Raw genomic sequence first — 14,518 nt, forward strand, 5'->3', positions numbered from 1 at the left:
CCCACCACCATCGCGCTGCGCGCGACGGTCCCCCTCCCCAGCAAGCCGGGGAGGTATGAAGGGTCAGATCCATTCGACCTTGAGGATTTCGTAGGCCTTGACGCCCGCCGGTGTGGTCACTTCGACCACGTCGCCGACTTCCTTGCCGATCATGGCGCGCGATAGCGGCGAGGTTAGCGAGATGCGGCCCGACTTGACGTCGGCTTCATGTTCGCCGACGACCTGATAGCGGCCTTCTTCCTCGGTGTCTTCATCGACCACGGTGACGGTCGCGCCGAACTTGATGTTCTGACCCGACAGTTTCGATACGTCGATCACCTGGGCGCGGCTGATCTTATCCTCGATCTCGGCGATCTGGCCTTCGATCCAGCCCTGACGCTCCTTGGCGGCGTGGTATTCGGCGTTTTCCGACAGGTCGCCGTGCGAGCGCGCTTCGGCGATCGCGGCGATCACGGAGGGACGCTCGATCTGCTTCAAACGCTTCAGTTCATCGTCGAGGGCCTGATAGCCCGCGCCGGTCATCGGCACTTTTTCCATGTGCGATTATTTCTTACGTGCGCCCTGAGTGAAGACAAAAAAATCAACGGCGGTCGAGGGTGCCTGCGACCGGTTGATGAAAGATAGATACGGTTTTTCCCCGACGCAAGATGGCTTCGCATGTAATCATGCAACCTTCCGTAACGTTCGGGGGGCGTCTTATATCCCGTTTCGTGCACGGATTAAACCCCCTATTTCAAGGGCATGTCCGGACGGCTGCCGTTAAGGTTTTGCGGGGGCTTTGGCGGCCTGCTGACCCGCCGCGATCCCCGGGGTTTCGGTTTTCACGGCGGCTTTCAGGTCGCTTTGGGCTTCGGCGATTTTCGCCTGTTTTTCGGCCTCGGCCTTTTCGCGCACGGCGGCGTCCTCGATCGTCAGGCGGAACAGCTTCATCCCCAGCAGGCGATCGTCCTCGCCCCGGCCCAGTTCTTTCAGCGACAGGGGTTCATCGATGACGAAGGTCACCTTGAGGTCCTTTCGGTTGAACACCGACGGCGGCAGCGGGATGTCCTGATAGGAGCGGATTTTCTCAAGCTCCATCGTGCCGCGCTTGACGCCGTTGATCAGGACGTCGACCTTCATCGGTCGATAGAAGCTCTTGGCGACCATGCGGATCGAGGGCTTGACCGGGCGGGCGTCGTTTTCAAACTCGATTTCCTGAATAGGAATGACCAGTTCGGCGCGCTTGCCCAGCGTCCAGGCACCGTCGCCTTCGGGCGGCACCCAGTTCTTGTCGAGCAGGCACGAGCCCTGATTGAGGAAGCCGAAGCCCATCCGCGCCTTGATCGGCTTCCATTCCGGGTGATCCAGCGGCAGGTTGCGCTGCGACGCCGGCGGGATGATCCACACGCCGTCGACTTCGCGCAGCAGGGGTTGCAGGTTCTGCGGCGCATAGCACTGGTTCAGGAAGACATAGAGGCGGTCATTGTCGATCTGGCCGTTGAGATAGGCTTCGCGGCCCTTGAGCTCGATGGCGCGTTGCCCGATGTTCTCGCGGGCCATGTACATGGTATTGACCGGCTTTTTCTGCGACACGGCGCGCCAGGTGATTTCGTAAAACAGCTTGTCGTTCAGATGGACCTGCGCTGGGTAGAAGTCGACGCCCTTGGCGCCTGAAATCAGCTTGTCCCACAGGGGATCAGGCGCCTGATCGAAGATGACGGTCGACCGCGCCAGCTCGGTCTGGGCGCGCATGGCGGCAATGAAGCCTTGCAGGTCGATCAGCTGGATGACGATGACGGCGGGCAGGGCGACCTGCATGATCTTGGGTCGCGACTTGTAGACGACGACCAGCGCCATCAGCATCAGGGTATAGGCGATCGGCCAGAAGAAGCGTCCCGACGCGCGTAGCACGGCCAGCTTTTCCAGCAGGTACTGCGGTAGGGGAATGCGGAACAGGGTGATGTCGTAGAACTGCACGTGGTTAGACACCGCGACGATCAGCAGGCAGATGAAGGGGATGATCAGCGGTTTGCAGCTGTCGATGAAGGGGCGCGCCTGACGGGCCGAAAAGGTGATCTGATACAGCAGGACCGCACCGATCAGCAGGCCCAGAATGCCGAGGCCCATATACTGGAAACCTTCGAAATACTGCCCCATGTCCTGAGGGTGCGAGCGGATGAAAAAGGAGAAATCGGGCTGCACGGGGTTGATCGGCGCGTCCAGTCCCATCGAATAGAAGCCGTAGCCGCGGGCTTCGGCCGATGAGCCGGAATAGGCGCCGGAAAGGCCCAGCGCGATCATTGGACAGGCAAAGATCAGGGCGCAGTCGCGGATGATCAGCAGGATCTGTTTGCGGTCCAGTGCCTTGGCGGCGGGGATGAACTTGCGCAGAACGTCGCCGCCCCAGACCGCCGCCATCATGAACAGCATATAGGGGTGCAGGAAGCCGGTAACGCCGAGCGAGGCCGCGTACCACCAGTTCTTGTGCTTCTCGTTCTTGACGTTGAAGAATATCCACAGGGTCCACAGAATGAGGAAGTGCGCCACCAGCGTATCGTGGCGCATGCGGTAATATAACGCAGGCAGCAGCGTCATGATGATCGCCCCGGCCAGCGCCGCCCACGGCCCCGGCGCGTGCGGACGCACCAGCTTGTAGCCGAAGAAAAACTGCATGACGACGCACAGGCCGAACCACGGGCCGATGAACTGGAAGTTATCGGGCAGGATCGGGCTCAGGGCCTTGAAGATGAACGAGAAAAACGGATTGGAGTCCGTATAGATGATGCTGATCCCTGTCGGCCAGGCGAGCAGGTTCTGATAGTTGAACGGCCACGCCCACGGTACGTTGCGGAAGGCGTGCCAGCCCAGCACATGCTGACCCCAGTCCTCGTCGAGCAGCCAGCCGATGCGCGTCGGGTCGAGAATCTCCACGTGGAAAAACAGGCAGAACAGCAAGATGGGAGCGGCGACCGTCAGGCCACGGCGCAACCATTTCAGGGCTTCCGGGAGATAGGAGGTCATGCGGACTTTAAGCTCTATCGGATCGAGGAGGGATAGGTGCGGCGCATCATAACGAAATCGGCACGCATCACAAGTTGCGTGATCAAACGTTAAAAGAGGGCAAAATTCGGGCGGTAAACAAAAATATACCTCCCCATTTTTGAGGGGGAAAGGACTGCGCCCGAAGGGCTTGGTGGTGTCTTTACTTAGGCGCAGCGGGCTACAAAGTCGTAAGTCAGCGAGAACCCCCACCACCACATCTCGCTACGTCGTAGCTCGTGCGGTCCCATCGCTTGGCGAAAGCTATATTTTCGTCTGCGCTATACCCCAACCAGTCGGGGCGGTCTGAGACGGGTTACGCGCTCACCTTCGTGTCGCGCATGTGCTGGGCGAAGCGTTCGAACAGATAGAGCGAATCGACCGGGCCGGGCGAGGCTTCGGGGTGGTGCTGGACCGAGAAGACCGGCTTTTGCGCCAGAGCGATGCCGCAGTTGGTGCCGTCGAACAGCGAGACGTGCGTTTCGACCACGCCTTCAGGCAAGCTGTCGCGATCAACCGCGAAGCCGTGGTTCATGGACACGATCTCGACCTTGTTCGTCGTGACGTCCTTGACCGGGTGGTTGGCGCCGTGGTGGCCCTGTTCCATCTTGACGGTCTTTGCACCCAGAGCGAGGGCCAGCATCTGGTGACCGAGGCAGATGCCGAACACCGGCAGGCCCGCATCGACCAGCTTTTTGATTTCCGGCACGGCATAGGCACCGGTCGCTGCCGGATCGCCGGGGCCGTTCGACAGCAGGACGCCATCGGGCTTGAGGGCGAGGATGTCTTCGGCGGTGGTCTTGGCCGGGACGATCTTGACGGCCGCGCCGACGCTGATCAGGGCGCGCAGGATGTTCTGCTTGACGCCGTAGTCGATAACCACAACGTTGAAATCTGCCTTCTGACCATCCTTATGACCTTCGCCCCATTTCCACAGATCGGACGTATAGGTCGAGGACTGCGCCGAGGTGGCGTCGAGCGCCAGATCGAGCCCGACGAGGCCCGCCCAGTCGGCGGCCTTTTGCGTCAGGGCGGCGATGTCGAATTGGCCGTTAGGATCGTGGGCGATAACGCCGTGCGGCATGCCCTTTTCACGGATGCGCTTGGTCAGGGCGCGCGTGTCAATCCCGGCCAGACCGACCACGCCGCGCGAGGCCATCCAGTCGTTGAAGCTCATCGCCGAGCGCCAGTTGGCGGGCGGGGTCGGCACGTCGCGGAAGATCGCGCCCTTGGCCGCGCGCTTGGGGTCATCGCCTAGTTGCTCCACGTCTTCCGGATTGACACCGACATTGCCGACGTGCGGGAAGGTGAAGGCGACGATCTGATCCATATAGGACGGGTCGGTGAGGATTTCCTGATAGCCGGTCATGGCCGTATTGAAACAAACCTCGCCCAGCGCGTCGCCGGTGGCGCCGCAGCCGATGCCCTGAAACACGGTGCCGTCGGCCAGAACCAGTACTCCCGTCACGCCGGGTAATAGATCAGTCATGGTGAAAACTCCTGTGAAGGGCAAAGGTCGGGCAGGCTTGCGGATAAACGGCGGCACACATAGGGACTTTGACCTTGGGGGTCAATGAAAAATCCGGCCTTTTTCGCTCACGTTTTAACACTATTTATGAAGTCGTTCGCGATGCGTGGAGCAGGTCGAAAATATGTATAATAAGAAATTTATAAGTATTTGTTCGAAATAATAGATTTGACTTTGAAATATTTCAGGCGTATTTGTCCGGCATCGATTTATGATTGTCTGCGGATTTGTTTTGTATCCACTGGATGCGCCGGACGAACCTTCCATTCAAATTTTAAGCGAGGCGCGCGGACATCGGGTCCGGTGCGCGTATACATGTACTTTGAAAGGGTTCATCATGAGCACAGGTACGGTTAAGTGGTTTAATTCCACCAAGGGTTTCGGTTTCATCGCGCCTGACGACGGCGGCCAGGACGTCTTCGTTCACATCTCGGCCGTTGAACGCGCCGGGATGCGCGGTCTCGACGAAGGCCAGAAGGTCTCGTTCGAACTGGCCCGCGACAAGAAGTCGGGCAAGATGTCGGCTGAAAAGCTGGAAAACGCCTAAGAATTGGCGCAATTGCGCCTTCTAAGCGAGGTCAGCCGTAAGGCTGACCTTTTTCTATTTCCGGGCGGGGGGCGCAAGGCCGCGGATTATTTGATCTGTGGTTACACCGCAGCGGAGCGCTAATGTATCGTATCTTCTTCCTGACGGCCGACGAGGCCGAAATTACGTCCGTGCCGTGGGGCTCGGACCTGACGCTCGCCATCGACCATGCGAAGAACCACCTCCCGGCGCATACCCGCTGGCATGGTGCCGCGCAGGTGCGCATCTACGATATGAAGAGCCAACAACTCGTCTATCAGTTTCCCAACTAAATCAAGGATATAATGGCATGGCCAAGGGTCAGAAGAAATCCAACAAGGAAGTTCGCAAGCCCAAGGCCGCCAAGGTCAAGATCGAAGCCGTCGCCACGACGGGTTTCGCCAAGGGCAATCTGTCGCCGGTATCTTCCAAGAAATAATCAGCGGATGGGGCGGCCATTGCGGTCGCGTCCCAACCACGCATAAACGTCGAAGGCTGACTTACGTGGCTGCGACAGCCTGACCTCCACTGCGGCCAGATAGGCGCGCAGAGCGGATTTGTAGGCGATGAGGGTATCAGGCATCCCGGCGGTGTTTCCGTTGCTTTTGTTAACCCTTATTAACTCTATTCAGGTCAGTCCGCTACCCGTGATTTTCAGCACCGGCGTAAAGGCGGGTCGGGAATCGGGCAATCTGACGTTCAGTCCGTTGACGGACAGGCCGAAAGCGAGCGGCTGACCGTGGCCGAGCAGTTCGACGCGCTCGATATTCCCCTTGCGTTGCGCTGACCCTTCGGCGAAGGCCGTCAGGCTCATAAACCCATCGTTTGGCCAGTCCTGCCCCAGGGCGTAGAGCGTGGCATTCTTGGTGGTGTAGCGGATATCCTCGTGCGTGAAGCCCTTCTGCTGGCTTTCGTTCTGCATCCCTTCGGTGAAGCGCGCCGGGCCTTCGCCATAGATCGACCAGACGCGGGTGCCGAAGATCGCCTCGCCATTGACGGCCATCCACGCCGCCATGTCGGTCAGGATTTTGACTTCTTTCTCATCGATCTCGCCATTGCCGCGCTGAGGGATCGACAACAGCATGTTGCCGTTTTTCGCCACCACATCGGTCAGGCGCTGGATGACGTCCTTCGCCGTCTTATAGCCATTGCGCTCGTACAGGCCGCGATCGTAGTGCCAGTTGCCGATGCAGGTACAGGTTTGCCAGTAATCGGCGCGCATATCGGCGGAAAAGCCGCGCTCGACGTCATCGACAATGGCGCGTTTCTGGGTCGCATCGAGCTTCTTGCCGGTGACGACGGCCTCAAGCTGGCCGCCGTGCCACTTGCGGTTCTGATTATAGAAATAGGCCGTGGCGTCGAGGCCCGCCTGTTCCAACGGCAGGCCGTAATTGTCGAAATAGACGAAGTCGGGCCTGTATTTATCGATCAGATCGTTTTGACGCAGCAGCCATTGTTTCGCGTACCACGCATTGGGCGAGGTCTCCAGCCACTGACCCGAATGCTGGTCGTGGTAATCCTGCATGGCCTTGACCGAGGCTATGCCGTCCGGCGGCACCATGTCCCTGGCCGGTCCGGTATAGAGGTCCTGCGGGTCGAGCCCTTCCCACCATGTCCCCTTGCCATCGGCTTTTTTCCAGCGAGACGCATCGTAGCGCACGCCGCGCATCGGCCCTTCGGCGTCGTAGCCATAGGCGGTCTGCCACCAGTGCCAGGCATGGGCGGCGTGGTTCGACACGCCGAAGCGCATCCCGGCGGCGCGGGCGACTTTTTCCCAGCGCCCGACGATGTCCGTCTTCGGCCCGACACGCGTCGTGTTCCACGCGTGGAATTTTGAATCGAACATGTCGAGATTGTCGTGGTGGTTGGCCATGGAGACGAAATATTTTGCCCCGGCGGCCTTGTAGAGCGCCATCTGGGCTTCGGCGTCCCAGTTGGTGACCTTCCAGTCGCCGATGATCTCCATAAAACCGTGATGCGCCGGGTGACCGTATTTTTTGACGTGAAAATCGTAGTAACGGTTGCCCTGAATATACATCTGACGCCCGTACCAGTCGCCGGCTTCGGGGACGCACTGCGGCCCCCAGTGCGACCACAGGCCGAGCTTGGCGTCCTTGAACCAGTCCGGGGTCTGGTAAGTTCCGCTCAACGACTCCCATGTCGGTTTGAACGGGGCGGGGGCGGCTTCGGCGGCGGCTGGAATGCTGGCCACGGCGGCGGCGGCACCGAGCAACTGACGGCGGGTAGGGCGCATGAGCTACCTCAGGGGGTGAAGGGCGGTAAGGGATTTTTGTCGAGATCGAGATCGGTGCGTTGCCGGGTCAGTTCGATGGACGTGCCGGTATCGTGGACCTCGTACAGATAGCCGCGGGCGTTCTTGAACGGACGGTGGACGACCAGCATCAGCTGCCCCTCGAAGGTCTTGAATACCATCCCGTGGCCGGAGCCCTTGTCGAGCAGCATGGGCAATTGCTCCCACGGCCCGAAAAGGTCGCCGGATCTGGAGCACGCCAGGGTCTGGATATAACCGTCCTTGCCCCAACTCGACCACAGCATCATTAGCGCGCCGCTTGACGTGCGGTAAAGCTCCGGGCCGTCGGTGACGATATGCGCGCCCTGCTGCGGCACGGCCCAGGGCGAGGCCGAGCCCTTGAAAAGGGTTTTAGGCGGGCCTTTGGCCGACAGATCGGCGTTCAACGGCAAGGCCTCCATCGTGCCGACGCCCGTCTGAATCCATTCGTGGGCGAAGACCATCCACGGATCACCCTTCGGATCGACATAGAGCGTGCCGTCGAGCGTCATCAGGTCTTTCGACGCCACCGGCTCGCCGTCGCGAACCAGCGTGAATGGCCCAGCGGGCGTGTCGGCGACGCCCAGCACCGTGCCACGACGATAGAGCGGCTTTTCCGGGGTGCCGCCGGGAAGAGGCATCTGCTCGTTGTGCAGGGTGACGAACAGATAGTATTTGCCCTGCCAGACATGGACCTCCGGCGCCCAGGCTCCGGCATTGGCCCAGATGCCTGAAGGCAGGGCGAAGACGACGGACGGCTTCGTCCAGTGGATCAGGTCGCGCGAACGGTAGGCCATGATGCCGATACCCTTTTGACCCGACATGCGCTCCCGGTTGGAGGTATATAGGTAATAGGTCTGCGTCGCGTCGTCGGCGACGATCCACGGATCGTGCAGCGGCATGTCCGGCAAGGTCAGAGGGGCGTCCTCGGCGCGCGCCTGACCGGCGCTCAGGGACAATTCCGAAACGGCAAGGGCGGTCGTCAGGGCGAGCAGAGTCCGGCGCGTGGTCATGTGAAGGTCCTTTGTTTTACCTTCACGTCAAACTGCGCAGGCATCAGCGTTCCGGCGCGATGGCCTCCGGAAGGTGTTGTCATGTAAGGTATCGTCCCTGAATCCCATATGCCCGCTTTCAGGCGGTCGATCTGTGCGATGCGGCATTGGTTTTTATAATTATGATCAGGGATAAGGTGGGTTTGGAATTTTTGCAAGCGGCTTTATTTTTCACATATGAAAACAAAACGCCTGCCCTTTACGCGGTTGCGCCGAATATGCGATTATGGTGCGAAATCCGGCAGGGCAGCAGGCGAATCGCGTCTAAGGTACTGCGCTTAAACGAAAAAGAGGGTCGGGCCATTGGCGCGTAAAGTCAGCCGTCGGGGCGGTAATATCGTCACTATCCATGATGTCGCCCGCCATGTCGGCGTCTCGCCGATGACCGTGTCGCGCGTCATCAACGGCGAAAAGAACGTCCGCGAAGAAACGCGTCAGAAGGTGATGGAAGCCGTCGAGGCGCTGAACTACACACCGAACCTGGCCGCGCGATCGCTGGCGTCGCAGGATTCGTCGCGTATAGCACTCATCTACTCCAATCCGTCGATGTCCTTCCTGTCGGAACTGCTGCTCGGCATTCTGGAACAAAGCTCGCAAAGCGGCTGTCAGCTCACGATCGAGAGCTGCGACGGTCCCGAAGGCGTGGCCGATGTGCTGGACAAGCTGAAAACGGTCGGGGTCGATGGCGTCGTCCTGCCGCCGCCGCTGTCGGATTCCTCGCGCGTGGCCAAGGCGCTGAAAGATATGAAGCTGCCTTTCGTAGGCGTCGCGACCTCGCGGCCCTCGCCGGACGCCCCGTCGGTCAGCATCGACGATTTCAAGGCGGCCTTTGCCATGACCTCGCGCCTGATCCAGCTGGGTCACCGGCGCATCGGCTTCATCAAGGGCAATCCCAATTCCTACTATAGTCAGTTGCGTTACGAAGGCTATGTCGCGGCTTTGGCCAAGGGCGGGCTCAAGGCCGACGAAGCTCTGGTGGGGCAGGGGTATTTTACCTACCGATCGGGTTTCGATGCCGCCGAGACGCTCCTGACGCGGGCCGATCGTCCAACCGCCGTCTTCGCCTCGAACGACGACATGGCTGCTGGCGCCGTCGCCACCGCCCACCGGCTGGGGCTGGACGTGCCGCAGGACGTGACCATCGTCGGGTTCGACGACACCTCGATGGCCTCGTCGGTGTGGCCGGAACTGACCACGGTGCGTCAGCCGATCTCGGACATGGCGGCTCTGGCACTCAAGCTGTTGCTGGAGCAAATCAAGGCCCGGCGATCGGGACAAACCTACGTGCCGATCCACGAAATCCGCGATTTTTCGATCATCGAGCGGCAATCGTCTTCGCCCTTGACGCCCGACCTGAACGCTTGACAGTTTAATTTGTCTGATAAAGGGTGTGAGGGCTTGACAAGCGCGGCATGGACTGGAAATGGTAGCGCTATCAAACGCGATTACGACTTTGGTAGGGGGTCGTTCACGCGCAATCATAAGTCCGGAGGCTTCACGGGGTGCCGGACACTGAAACAGGTCGAGTTGAATTTGTTGTCCCCGCTGTGCGTCATTGAACGCGGCAGAGGGTTTTAACCCATTGAATAGGTGAGCTTTAATCATGACCGATTTCCTGCCTGCGGACTGGCGCAGCGCGACTCTGGTGGGCCGTTTTCTGCTGCCGGAAGGCCCGACGCCAGTTCTGGTCAAGAACGGCGAGGTCTTCGACATGAGCGCGGTGGCGCCGACCGTGGCGCAATTGCTGGCGGCTTGGCCGGAATCAGGCGTACCGTCCGGCGGTAAATCGCTCGGCAAACTGGAAGACTTTACCTTCAACAAGGTTTGGGAAGGCAGCACGCAGCTTCTGTCGCCGATCGACCTTCAGGTGGTCAAGGCGGCGGGCGTGACCTTCGCCGTGTCGGCGGTCGAGCGCGTCATTGAAGAACGCGCCCGTGGCGATTTCAACAAGGCCAAGGCCATCCGCGACGATCTGGCGGCGCGCGTGGGCGGGGATATCCGCTCGGTCGTGCCGGGTACCGAAGCCGCAGCGAAATTGAAAGACGCCCTGATCTCGGACGGCCTGTGGTCGCAATATCTTGAGGTCGCCATCGGGCCGGACGCCGAGGTCTTCACCAAGTCGCCGGTCCTGTCCTCGGTGGGCTGGGGCGAAGAGGTCGGCGTGCGCTCGGATTCGACCTGGAACAATCCCGAACCCGAAGTGGTCATGGTGGTCGATCCGAAGGGCCGTGCGGTCGGTGCGACGCTCGGCAATGACGTCAATCTGCGCTGCTTTGAAGGTCGCTCGGCGCTGTTGCTCGGCAAGGCCAAGGACAATAACGCGTCGTGCGCACTGGGGCCGTTCGTCCGCCTGTTCGACGATAATTTCACCCTCGACGACGTGCGCGCCGCCGTGCTTGATCTGCGCATCGACGGCCCCGAAGGCTATGTGCTTGAGGGCCGCTCCTCGATGGACCAGATCAGCCGTGATCCGCTGGAACTGATCCGTCAGGCCTTGTCCGAACATCATTATCCCGACGGCTTCGTCCTGATGCTGGGGACGCTGTTTGCGCCGACCCAGGATCGTGATACGCCGGGTCGTGGTTTTACGCACAAGGTTGGTGACGTGGTTTCGGTCTCGACGCCGAAGCTGGGCAAGCTGGAAAACCGCGTCACCACGTCGAAGGACGCGCGCGCCTGGACCTTCGGTATCGTCGCCCTGATGCAAAACCTGGCCCAGCGTGGCCTTCTGAAATCCGCCGCTGCCCGCGCAGACGCCGCTTAAGAATAGAGAATTATAAATGTCGTCTGCTATCTATCCAAGCCTCAAGGGGCGCAAGGTTCTGATCACCGGCGGGGGGTCGGGGATCGGCGCCGGGCTAGTCAAGGCTTTCGTCAATCAGGGCGCCCGCGTCCATTTCATCGATCTGGTCGATGAAGTCTCGGCCACGCTCGATCTGGGGGTGCTCGGCCTGCCGCCGGTGTTTCACAAATGCGACCTGACCGACACCCCGGCGCTGGAAGCCGTGCTGGCGGCGGTGATTGCAGACGGACCGGTGACGATTTTGATGAACAATGCGGCGCGCGACGATCGCCATTCGCTGGACGAGATCACCTCGGAATTCTTCGACAAGAATATCGGCGTCAATCTCAAACACATGCTGATGGTGACCCGCGCGGTGGCACACGGCATGAAGTCGGCTGGCGGGGGCGCGATCATCAATTTCGGCTCGATCTCATGGCATCTGGGTCTGCCGGACCTGACGCTCTATGAGACCGCCAAGGCCGGTATCGAAGGCATGACGCGGGCGCTGGCGCGCGAACTGGGGCCGGACAATATCCGCGTCACGACCATCATCCCTGGCAACGTCAAGACCCCGCGTCAGATGAAATGGTACACGCCCGAAGGCGAGAAGGAAATCGTTGACGCTCAGGCGCTCAAGGGCCGTATCGAGCCCCAGCACGTCGCGTCTCTGGCGCTGTTTCTGGCCTCCGACGATGCCAGCCTGTGTACCGGCCACGGTTACTGGATCGACGCCGGCTGGCGGTAACGCTCACCGAAAAGTCTGGCGCTACGCACCATACGTTTTCGGTGGATGATCCATATCGACAAACCTAAGCTCGAAGCGGTTCATCGCTTAGGTTTGGCATTCTTATACCTCCCCGCCTCAGGCGGGGAGGGGGACCGTTTGCTCTGCAAACGGTGGTGGGGTGGGCTCACCGGCGTTTGGCTTGAGACTCTGACATGACCCAACTGTTTCAACCGACCTGTATTCTCGACCTCAAGGCCACGCTGGGCGAAGGCCCGGTGTGGTCGGTGCGCGATCACGCCCTGTGGTTCGTCGATATCAAGCAAAAGCGCGTCCATCGATACGATCCCGATATCGGCGCGCATCGGACGTACCACGCGCCGTCCGAACCGGGGTTTGTGGCGCCGAAAATACACGGCGGTTTTATCGTCGGCTGTAAGACAGGGCTGTACGACTTCGATCCGGTCACGGGTAATTTCACGTTGCTGACCCATGTCGAGGCGGGGTTGCCGACCAACCGCCTGAACGACGGCTTTGTCGATGCACAGGGGCGTCTGTGGTTCGGCTCGATGGACGATGACGAGGAAAGGCCGACCGGCAAGCTCTACCGCTACGATATGCGCGGCCTGAAGGTGATGGATGAGGATTACGTCATCACTAATGGCCCGGCGGTCAGCCCGGATGGCAAGACCCTCTATCATAACGATACGCTGAAAAAGCATATCTATGCCTTCGACCTCGATGCCGACGGCGAGATCAACAACAAGCGGCTGTTCGCGCAACTGGATGCTGACGGACACACCCCGCCGCACGGCGAAGGCTATATGGACGGCCCCATTGTGGACAGTGAGGGCAATGTCTGGGTCGGGCTGTTCTTCGGCTGGGGCGTCAATGTCTATGCACCCGATGGCCGCCTGATCCGCAAGGTCGATTTTCCGGTGTCGAACGTCACCAAGATCGCTTTCGGCGGACGGGATTTGAAAACCGTCTATGCCACGACCGCAGCCAAGGGCCTCACGGTGGACGACCTGACAGCACAGCCGCTGGCGGGCGGGTTGTTCAGTTTCCGCAGCGACATCGCGGGACAGGCGCAGAACGACATCGCGTTCCTGTGATGCGCTGCCGGTTGAGCGGCGCGGCAAGGCATAGTATCTATCTATACGACTACGCGTAAATCAACGGCGCTTCGATCAGGTGCCGCCAAAATAACAAAACACCGGGATGAAACCATGATCGAACTGTCACCGCTGACGCTGAACTGCCGCGATACCGTGCTGGAGCTTAATCCGCATCTGGGTGGGTCGATCGCGCGGTTGCTCCACAAGGGCCGCGACTATATGCGCCGGACGCCGGACGATGCGAAGGACGTGCTGCAAACCGCCTCGTTTCCGCTGGTGCCCTTCTGCAACCGCATCAAAAACGGTCAATTCGCGATGGGCACACACAAGGTCGCGCTGAAGCCTAACCTTGGGGATCATCCGCATACGCTGCACGGTCAGGGCTGGCTGAACAGCTGGCGCGTCAGCGAGCAGGGGCCGTCGCGCGTTGTCCTGACCTACCGCCACGAGGCTGATGAATGGCCGTGGACCTATGAGGCGCGGCAGGTGTTCGAACTGCGTCCCGGCGGGTTGCGGGTTTGGCTGAGTGTCAAGAACCTCAGCCCGACCGCCATGCCGGCGGGGCTGGGGTTCCACCCCTATTTCAACCGCACGCCCCTGACGCGGCTGAAAAGCCAGTTGGACGGCGTGTGGATGGCCGATGCCGAATGCCTGCCGACGGAACTGCACGCGGGTATATGGCGCAAGGACTGGACCGGCGGGGATTTCGTTACCGACAGCACGCTGATCGACCATTGTCATACCGGCTTTACGGGGCGCGCCGATATCTATGAAGGCGCGCAGCCGACCCTGACACTCCGGGCCTCGCCGGACTGCCACTGGCTGCATATCTATGTGCCGCCGGGCGAGGACTATTTCTGTGCCGAGCCGGTCAATCACATGCCTGACCCGTTCAACCACGCCAATTCAGGCTTGCGCTGTTTGAAGCCTCAGGCGGTGGCGATGGTGTGGATGGATCTGACGCTGCACGGTTAGAATTCTGCGCCATTAAGGTAGTATTGAGCCGCCGACTGCTTCAAAAACCTGACCCGCTGGCCTTCGAGGACGAGGATCATAAGGAAAGAGGCTATGTATATTACGTGCGGTGCGTAGGTATAAAGTGGACCTATTCCAAAAGAATTGTATAGGCAGGATATGAAAATAGCCGCTGAAATGCCCACGACGGTAAGTAAGGTGAAAAACAAGGACAGAGCGTAAAGAGAAAAAATTTTAAAGGTCGCTCTTTTTTGACTGGATTGCACGATCTCAATTTTCATTTGGCTGGAATATAAAACGACAACCACGGCCCATGCACCCATAGGATAGTAGGACAGGTCCGGAATGGCTCCTAAAACCTCATTATAATCCACGCACAAGATGACAGCCGAAACCGCTGAAACGATCAGAAAGAATATAACAAGCTGATGGAGTCTGGCGGTTCTGGCTGTAAACATAGTCG

15 protein-coding genes are annotated in these 14,518 nt (G+C 59.9%); 8 read left to right on the forward strand and 7 right to left on the reverse strand.

Translation table 11 applies throughout. The annotated features are described in order from the left end of the window. Nucleotides 1-63 precede the first annotated feature (63 nt). The 3 genes from greA to carA all read right to left on the reverse strand — a co-directional run bounded on the left by greA (nucleotide 64) and on the right by carA (nucleotide 4,507). A complete protein-coding gene (gene greA / locus AEYBE204_RS28225; RefSeq protein WP_023461823.1) occupies nucleotides 64-537 on the reverse strand; it encodes a transcription elongation factor GreA in 474 nt (157 codons plus the stop codon). Nucleotides 538-759: 222 nt separating this feature from the next. After that, nucleotides 760-3,000 carry a DUF6311 domain-containing protein gene (locus AEYBE204_RS28230; protein WP_023461824.1) on the reverse strand — a complete coding sequence of 747 codons (2,241 nt, stop codon included), beginning with the start codon at nucleotides 2,998-3,000 and terminating at the stop codon, nucleotides 760-762. A gap of 334 nt (nucleotides 3,001-3,334) precedes the next feature. Beyond that, the gene (carA, locus tag AEYBE204_RS28235; protein WP_023461825.1) at nucleotides 3,335-4,507 is read right to left on the reverse strand and encodes a glutamine-hydrolyzing carbamoyl-phosphate synthase small subunit; all 1,173 of its coding nucleotides are present in this window, start codon (nucleotides 4,505-4,507) and stop codon (nucleotides 3,335-3,337) included. Nucleotides 4,508-4,883: 376 nt separating this feature from the next. On the opposite strand from carA, the gene AEYBE204_RS28240 reads away from it, so the two are divergent. The 3 genes from AEYBE204_RS28240 (at nucleotide 4,884) to AEYBE204_RS40280 (ending at nucleotide 5,550) form a co-directional block, all read left to right on the forward strand. After that, complete coding sequence (locus tag AEYBE204_RS28240) at nucleotides 4,884-5,093, forward strand: cold-shock protein (protein WP_023461826.1); 210 nt, start codon at nucleotides 4,884-4,886, stop codon at nucleotides 5,091-5,093. Between the two features lie 122 nt (nucleotides 5,094-5,215). Further along, the gene (locus AEYBE204_RS28245) at nucleotides 5,216-5,404 is read left to right on the forward strand and encodes a hypothetical protein (protein WP_023461827.1); all 189 of its coding nucleotides are present in this window, start codon (nucleotides 5,216-5,218) and stop codon (nucleotides 5,402-5,404) included. 17 nt (nucleotides 5,405-5,421) lie between these two features. Next, nucleotides 5,422-5,550, forward strand: coding sequence for a hypothetical protein (locus tag AEYBE204_RS40280; protein ID WP_023461828.1), 129 nt, complete (start codon nucleotides 5,422-5,424; stop codon nucleotides 5,548-5,550). On the opposite strand, the gene AEYBE204_RS40560 is transcribed toward AEYBE204_RS40280, so the two are convergent. Genes AEYBE204_RS40560 through AEYBE204_RS28255 form a run of 3 tightly spaced genes read right to left on the reverse strand, consistent with a single transcriptional unit; the run spans nucleotide 5,551 to nucleotide 8,414 of the window. After that, a complete protein-coding gene (locus tag AEYBE204_RS40560; RefSeq protein WP_023461829.1) occupies nucleotides 5,551-5,694 on the reverse strand; it encodes a hypothetical protein in 144 nt (47 codons plus the stop codon). A gap of 45 nt (nucleotides 5,695-5,739) precedes the next feature. Further along, on the reverse strand, nucleotides 5,740-7,365 hold the full coding sequence (locus AEYBE204_RS28250) for an alpha-L-fucosidase (RefSeq protein ID WP_023461830.1): 1,626 nt from the start codon (nucleotides 7,363-7,365) through the stop codon (nucleotides 5,740-5,742). Between the two features lie 8 nt (nucleotides 7,366-7,373). Then, entirely contained in the window at nucleotides 7,374-8,414 is a 1,041-nt protein-coding gene (locus tag AEYBE204_RS28255) for a glycoside hydrolase family 43 protein (RefSeq protein ID WP_023461831.1), read from the reverse strand. A 342-nt stretch (nucleotides 8,415-8,756) separates the two neighbouring features. Between AEYBE204_RS28255 and AEYBE204_RS28265 the strand changes: the two genes are divergently transcribed. The 5 genes from AEYBE204_RS28265 (at nucleotide 8,757) to AEYBE204_RS28285 (ending at nucleotide 14,055) form a co-directional block, all read left to right on the forward strand. After that, nucleotides 8,757-9,818 (forward strand): LacI family DNA-binding transcriptional regulator, encoded by a 1,062-nt coding sequence (locus tag AEYBE204_RS28265; protein WP_023461833.1) that lies wholly within the window; start codon nucleotides 8,757-8,759, stop codon nucleotides 9,816-9,818. 238 nt (nucleotides 9,819-10,056) lie between these two features. Beyond that, complete coding sequence (locus AEYBE204_RS28270; protein ID WP_023461834.1) at nucleotides 10,057-11,217, forward strand: fumarylacetoacetate hydrolase family protein; 1,161 nt, start codon at nucleotides 10,057-10,059, stop codon at nucleotides 11,215-11,217. 16 nt (nucleotides 11,218-11,233) lie between these two features. Further along, complete coding sequence (locus tag AEYBE204_RS28275; protein ID WP_023461835.1) at nucleotides 11,234-11,983, forward strand: SDR family NAD(P)-dependent oxidoreductase; 750 nt, start codon at nucleotides 11,234-11,236, stop codon at nucleotides 11,981-11,983. Between the two features lie 194 nt (nucleotides 11,984-12,177). Then, nucleotides 12,178-13,077 carry an SMP-30/gluconolactonase/LRE family protein gene (locus AEYBE204_RS28280; RefSeq protein ID WP_023461836.1) on the forward strand — a complete coding sequence of 300 codons (900 nt, stop codon included), beginning with the start codon at nucleotides 12,178-12,180 and terminating at the stop codon, nucleotides 13,075-13,077. 114 nt (nucleotides 13,078-13,191) lie between these two features. Continuing rightward, complete coding sequence (locus AEYBE204_RS28285; RefSeq protein ID WP_023461837.1) at nucleotides 13,192-14,055, forward strand: aldose 1-epimerase; 864 nt, start codon at nucleotides 13,192-13,194, stop codon at nucleotides 14,053-14,055. Here the strand turns inward: AEYBE204_RS28285 and AEYBE204_RS28290 are convergent. Beyond that, nucleotides 14,052-14,513 carry a hypothetical protein gene (locus AEYBE204_RS28290; protein WP_023461838.1) on the reverse strand — a complete coding sequence of 154 codons (462 nt, stop codon included), beginning with the start codon at nucleotides 14,511-14,513 and terminating at the stop codon, nucleotides 14,052-14,054. The two genes, AEYBE204_RS28285 and AEYBE204_RS28290, sit on opposite strands and share 4 nt — an antisense overlap. Nucleotides 14,514-14,518 lie beyond the last annotated feature (5 nt).

This window comes from Asticcacaulis sp. YBE204 (genome assembly GCF_000495855.1).
Lineage (GTDB): Bacteria > Pseudomonadota > Alphaproteobacteria > Caulobacterales > Caulobacteraceae > Asticcacaulis.

Excerpts from the sequence above, each read along its gene's own strand:
- greA (WP_023461823.1), bottom strand. The coding sequence starts at position 537 with ATGGAAAAAGTGCCGATGACCGGCGCGGGCTATCAGGCCCTCGACGAT.
- AEYBE204_RS28230 (WP_023461824.1), bottom strand. The coding sequence starts at position 3,000 with ATGACCTCCTATCTCCCGGAAGCCCTGAAATGGTTGCGCCGTGGCCTG.
- carA (WP_023461825.1), bottom strand. The coding sequence starts at position 4,507 with ATGACTGATCTATTACCCGGCGTGACGGGAGTACTGGTTCTGGCCGAC.
- AEYBE204_RS28240 (WP_023461826.1), top strand. The coding sequence starts at position 4,884 with ATGAGCACAGGTACGGTTAAGTGGTTTAATTCCACCAAGGGTTTCGGT.
- AEYBE204_RS28245 (WP_023461827.1), top strand. The coding sequence starts at position 5,216 with ATGTATCGTATCTTCTTCCTGACGGCCGACGAGGCCGAAATTACGTCC.
- AEYBE204_RS40280 (WP_023461828.1), top strand. The coding sequence starts at position 5,422 with ATGGCCAAGGGTCAGAAGAAATCCAACAAGGAAGTTCGCAAGCCCAAG.
- AEYBE204_RS40560 (WP_023461829.1), bottom strand. The coding sequence starts at position 5,694 with ATGCCTGATACCCTCATCGCCTACAAATCCGCTCTGCGCGCCTATCTG.
- AEYBE204_RS28250 (WP_023461830.1), bottom strand. The coding sequence starts at position 7,365 with ATGCGCCCTACCCGCCGTCAGTTGCTCGGTGCCGCCGCCGCCGTGGCC.
- AEYBE204_RS28255 (WP_023461831.1), bottom strand. The coding sequence starts at position 8,414 with ATGACCACGCGCCGGACTCTGCTCGCCCTGACGACCGCCCTTGCCGTT.
- AEYBE204_RS28270 (WP_023461834.1), top strand. The coding sequence starts at position 10,057 with ATGACCGATTTCCTGCCTGCGGACTGGCGCAGCGCGACTCTGGTGGGC.
- AEYBE204_RS28275 (WP_023461835.1), top strand. The coding sequence starts at position 11,234 with ATGTCGTCTGCTATCTATCCAAGCCTCAAGGGGCGCAAGGTTCTGATC.
- AEYBE204_RS28280 (WP_023461836.1), top strand. The coding sequence starts at position 12,178 with ATGACCCAACTGTTTCAACCGACCTGTATTCTCGACCTCAAGGCCACG.
- AEYBE204_RS28285 (WP_023461837.1), top strand. The coding sequence starts at position 13,192 with ATGATCGAACTGTCACCGCTGACGCTGAACTGCCGCGATACCGTGCTG.
- AEYBE204_RS28290 (WP_023461838.1), bottom strand. The coding sequence starts at position 14,513 with ATGTTTACAGCCAGAACCGCCAGACTCCATCAGCTTGTTATATTCTTT.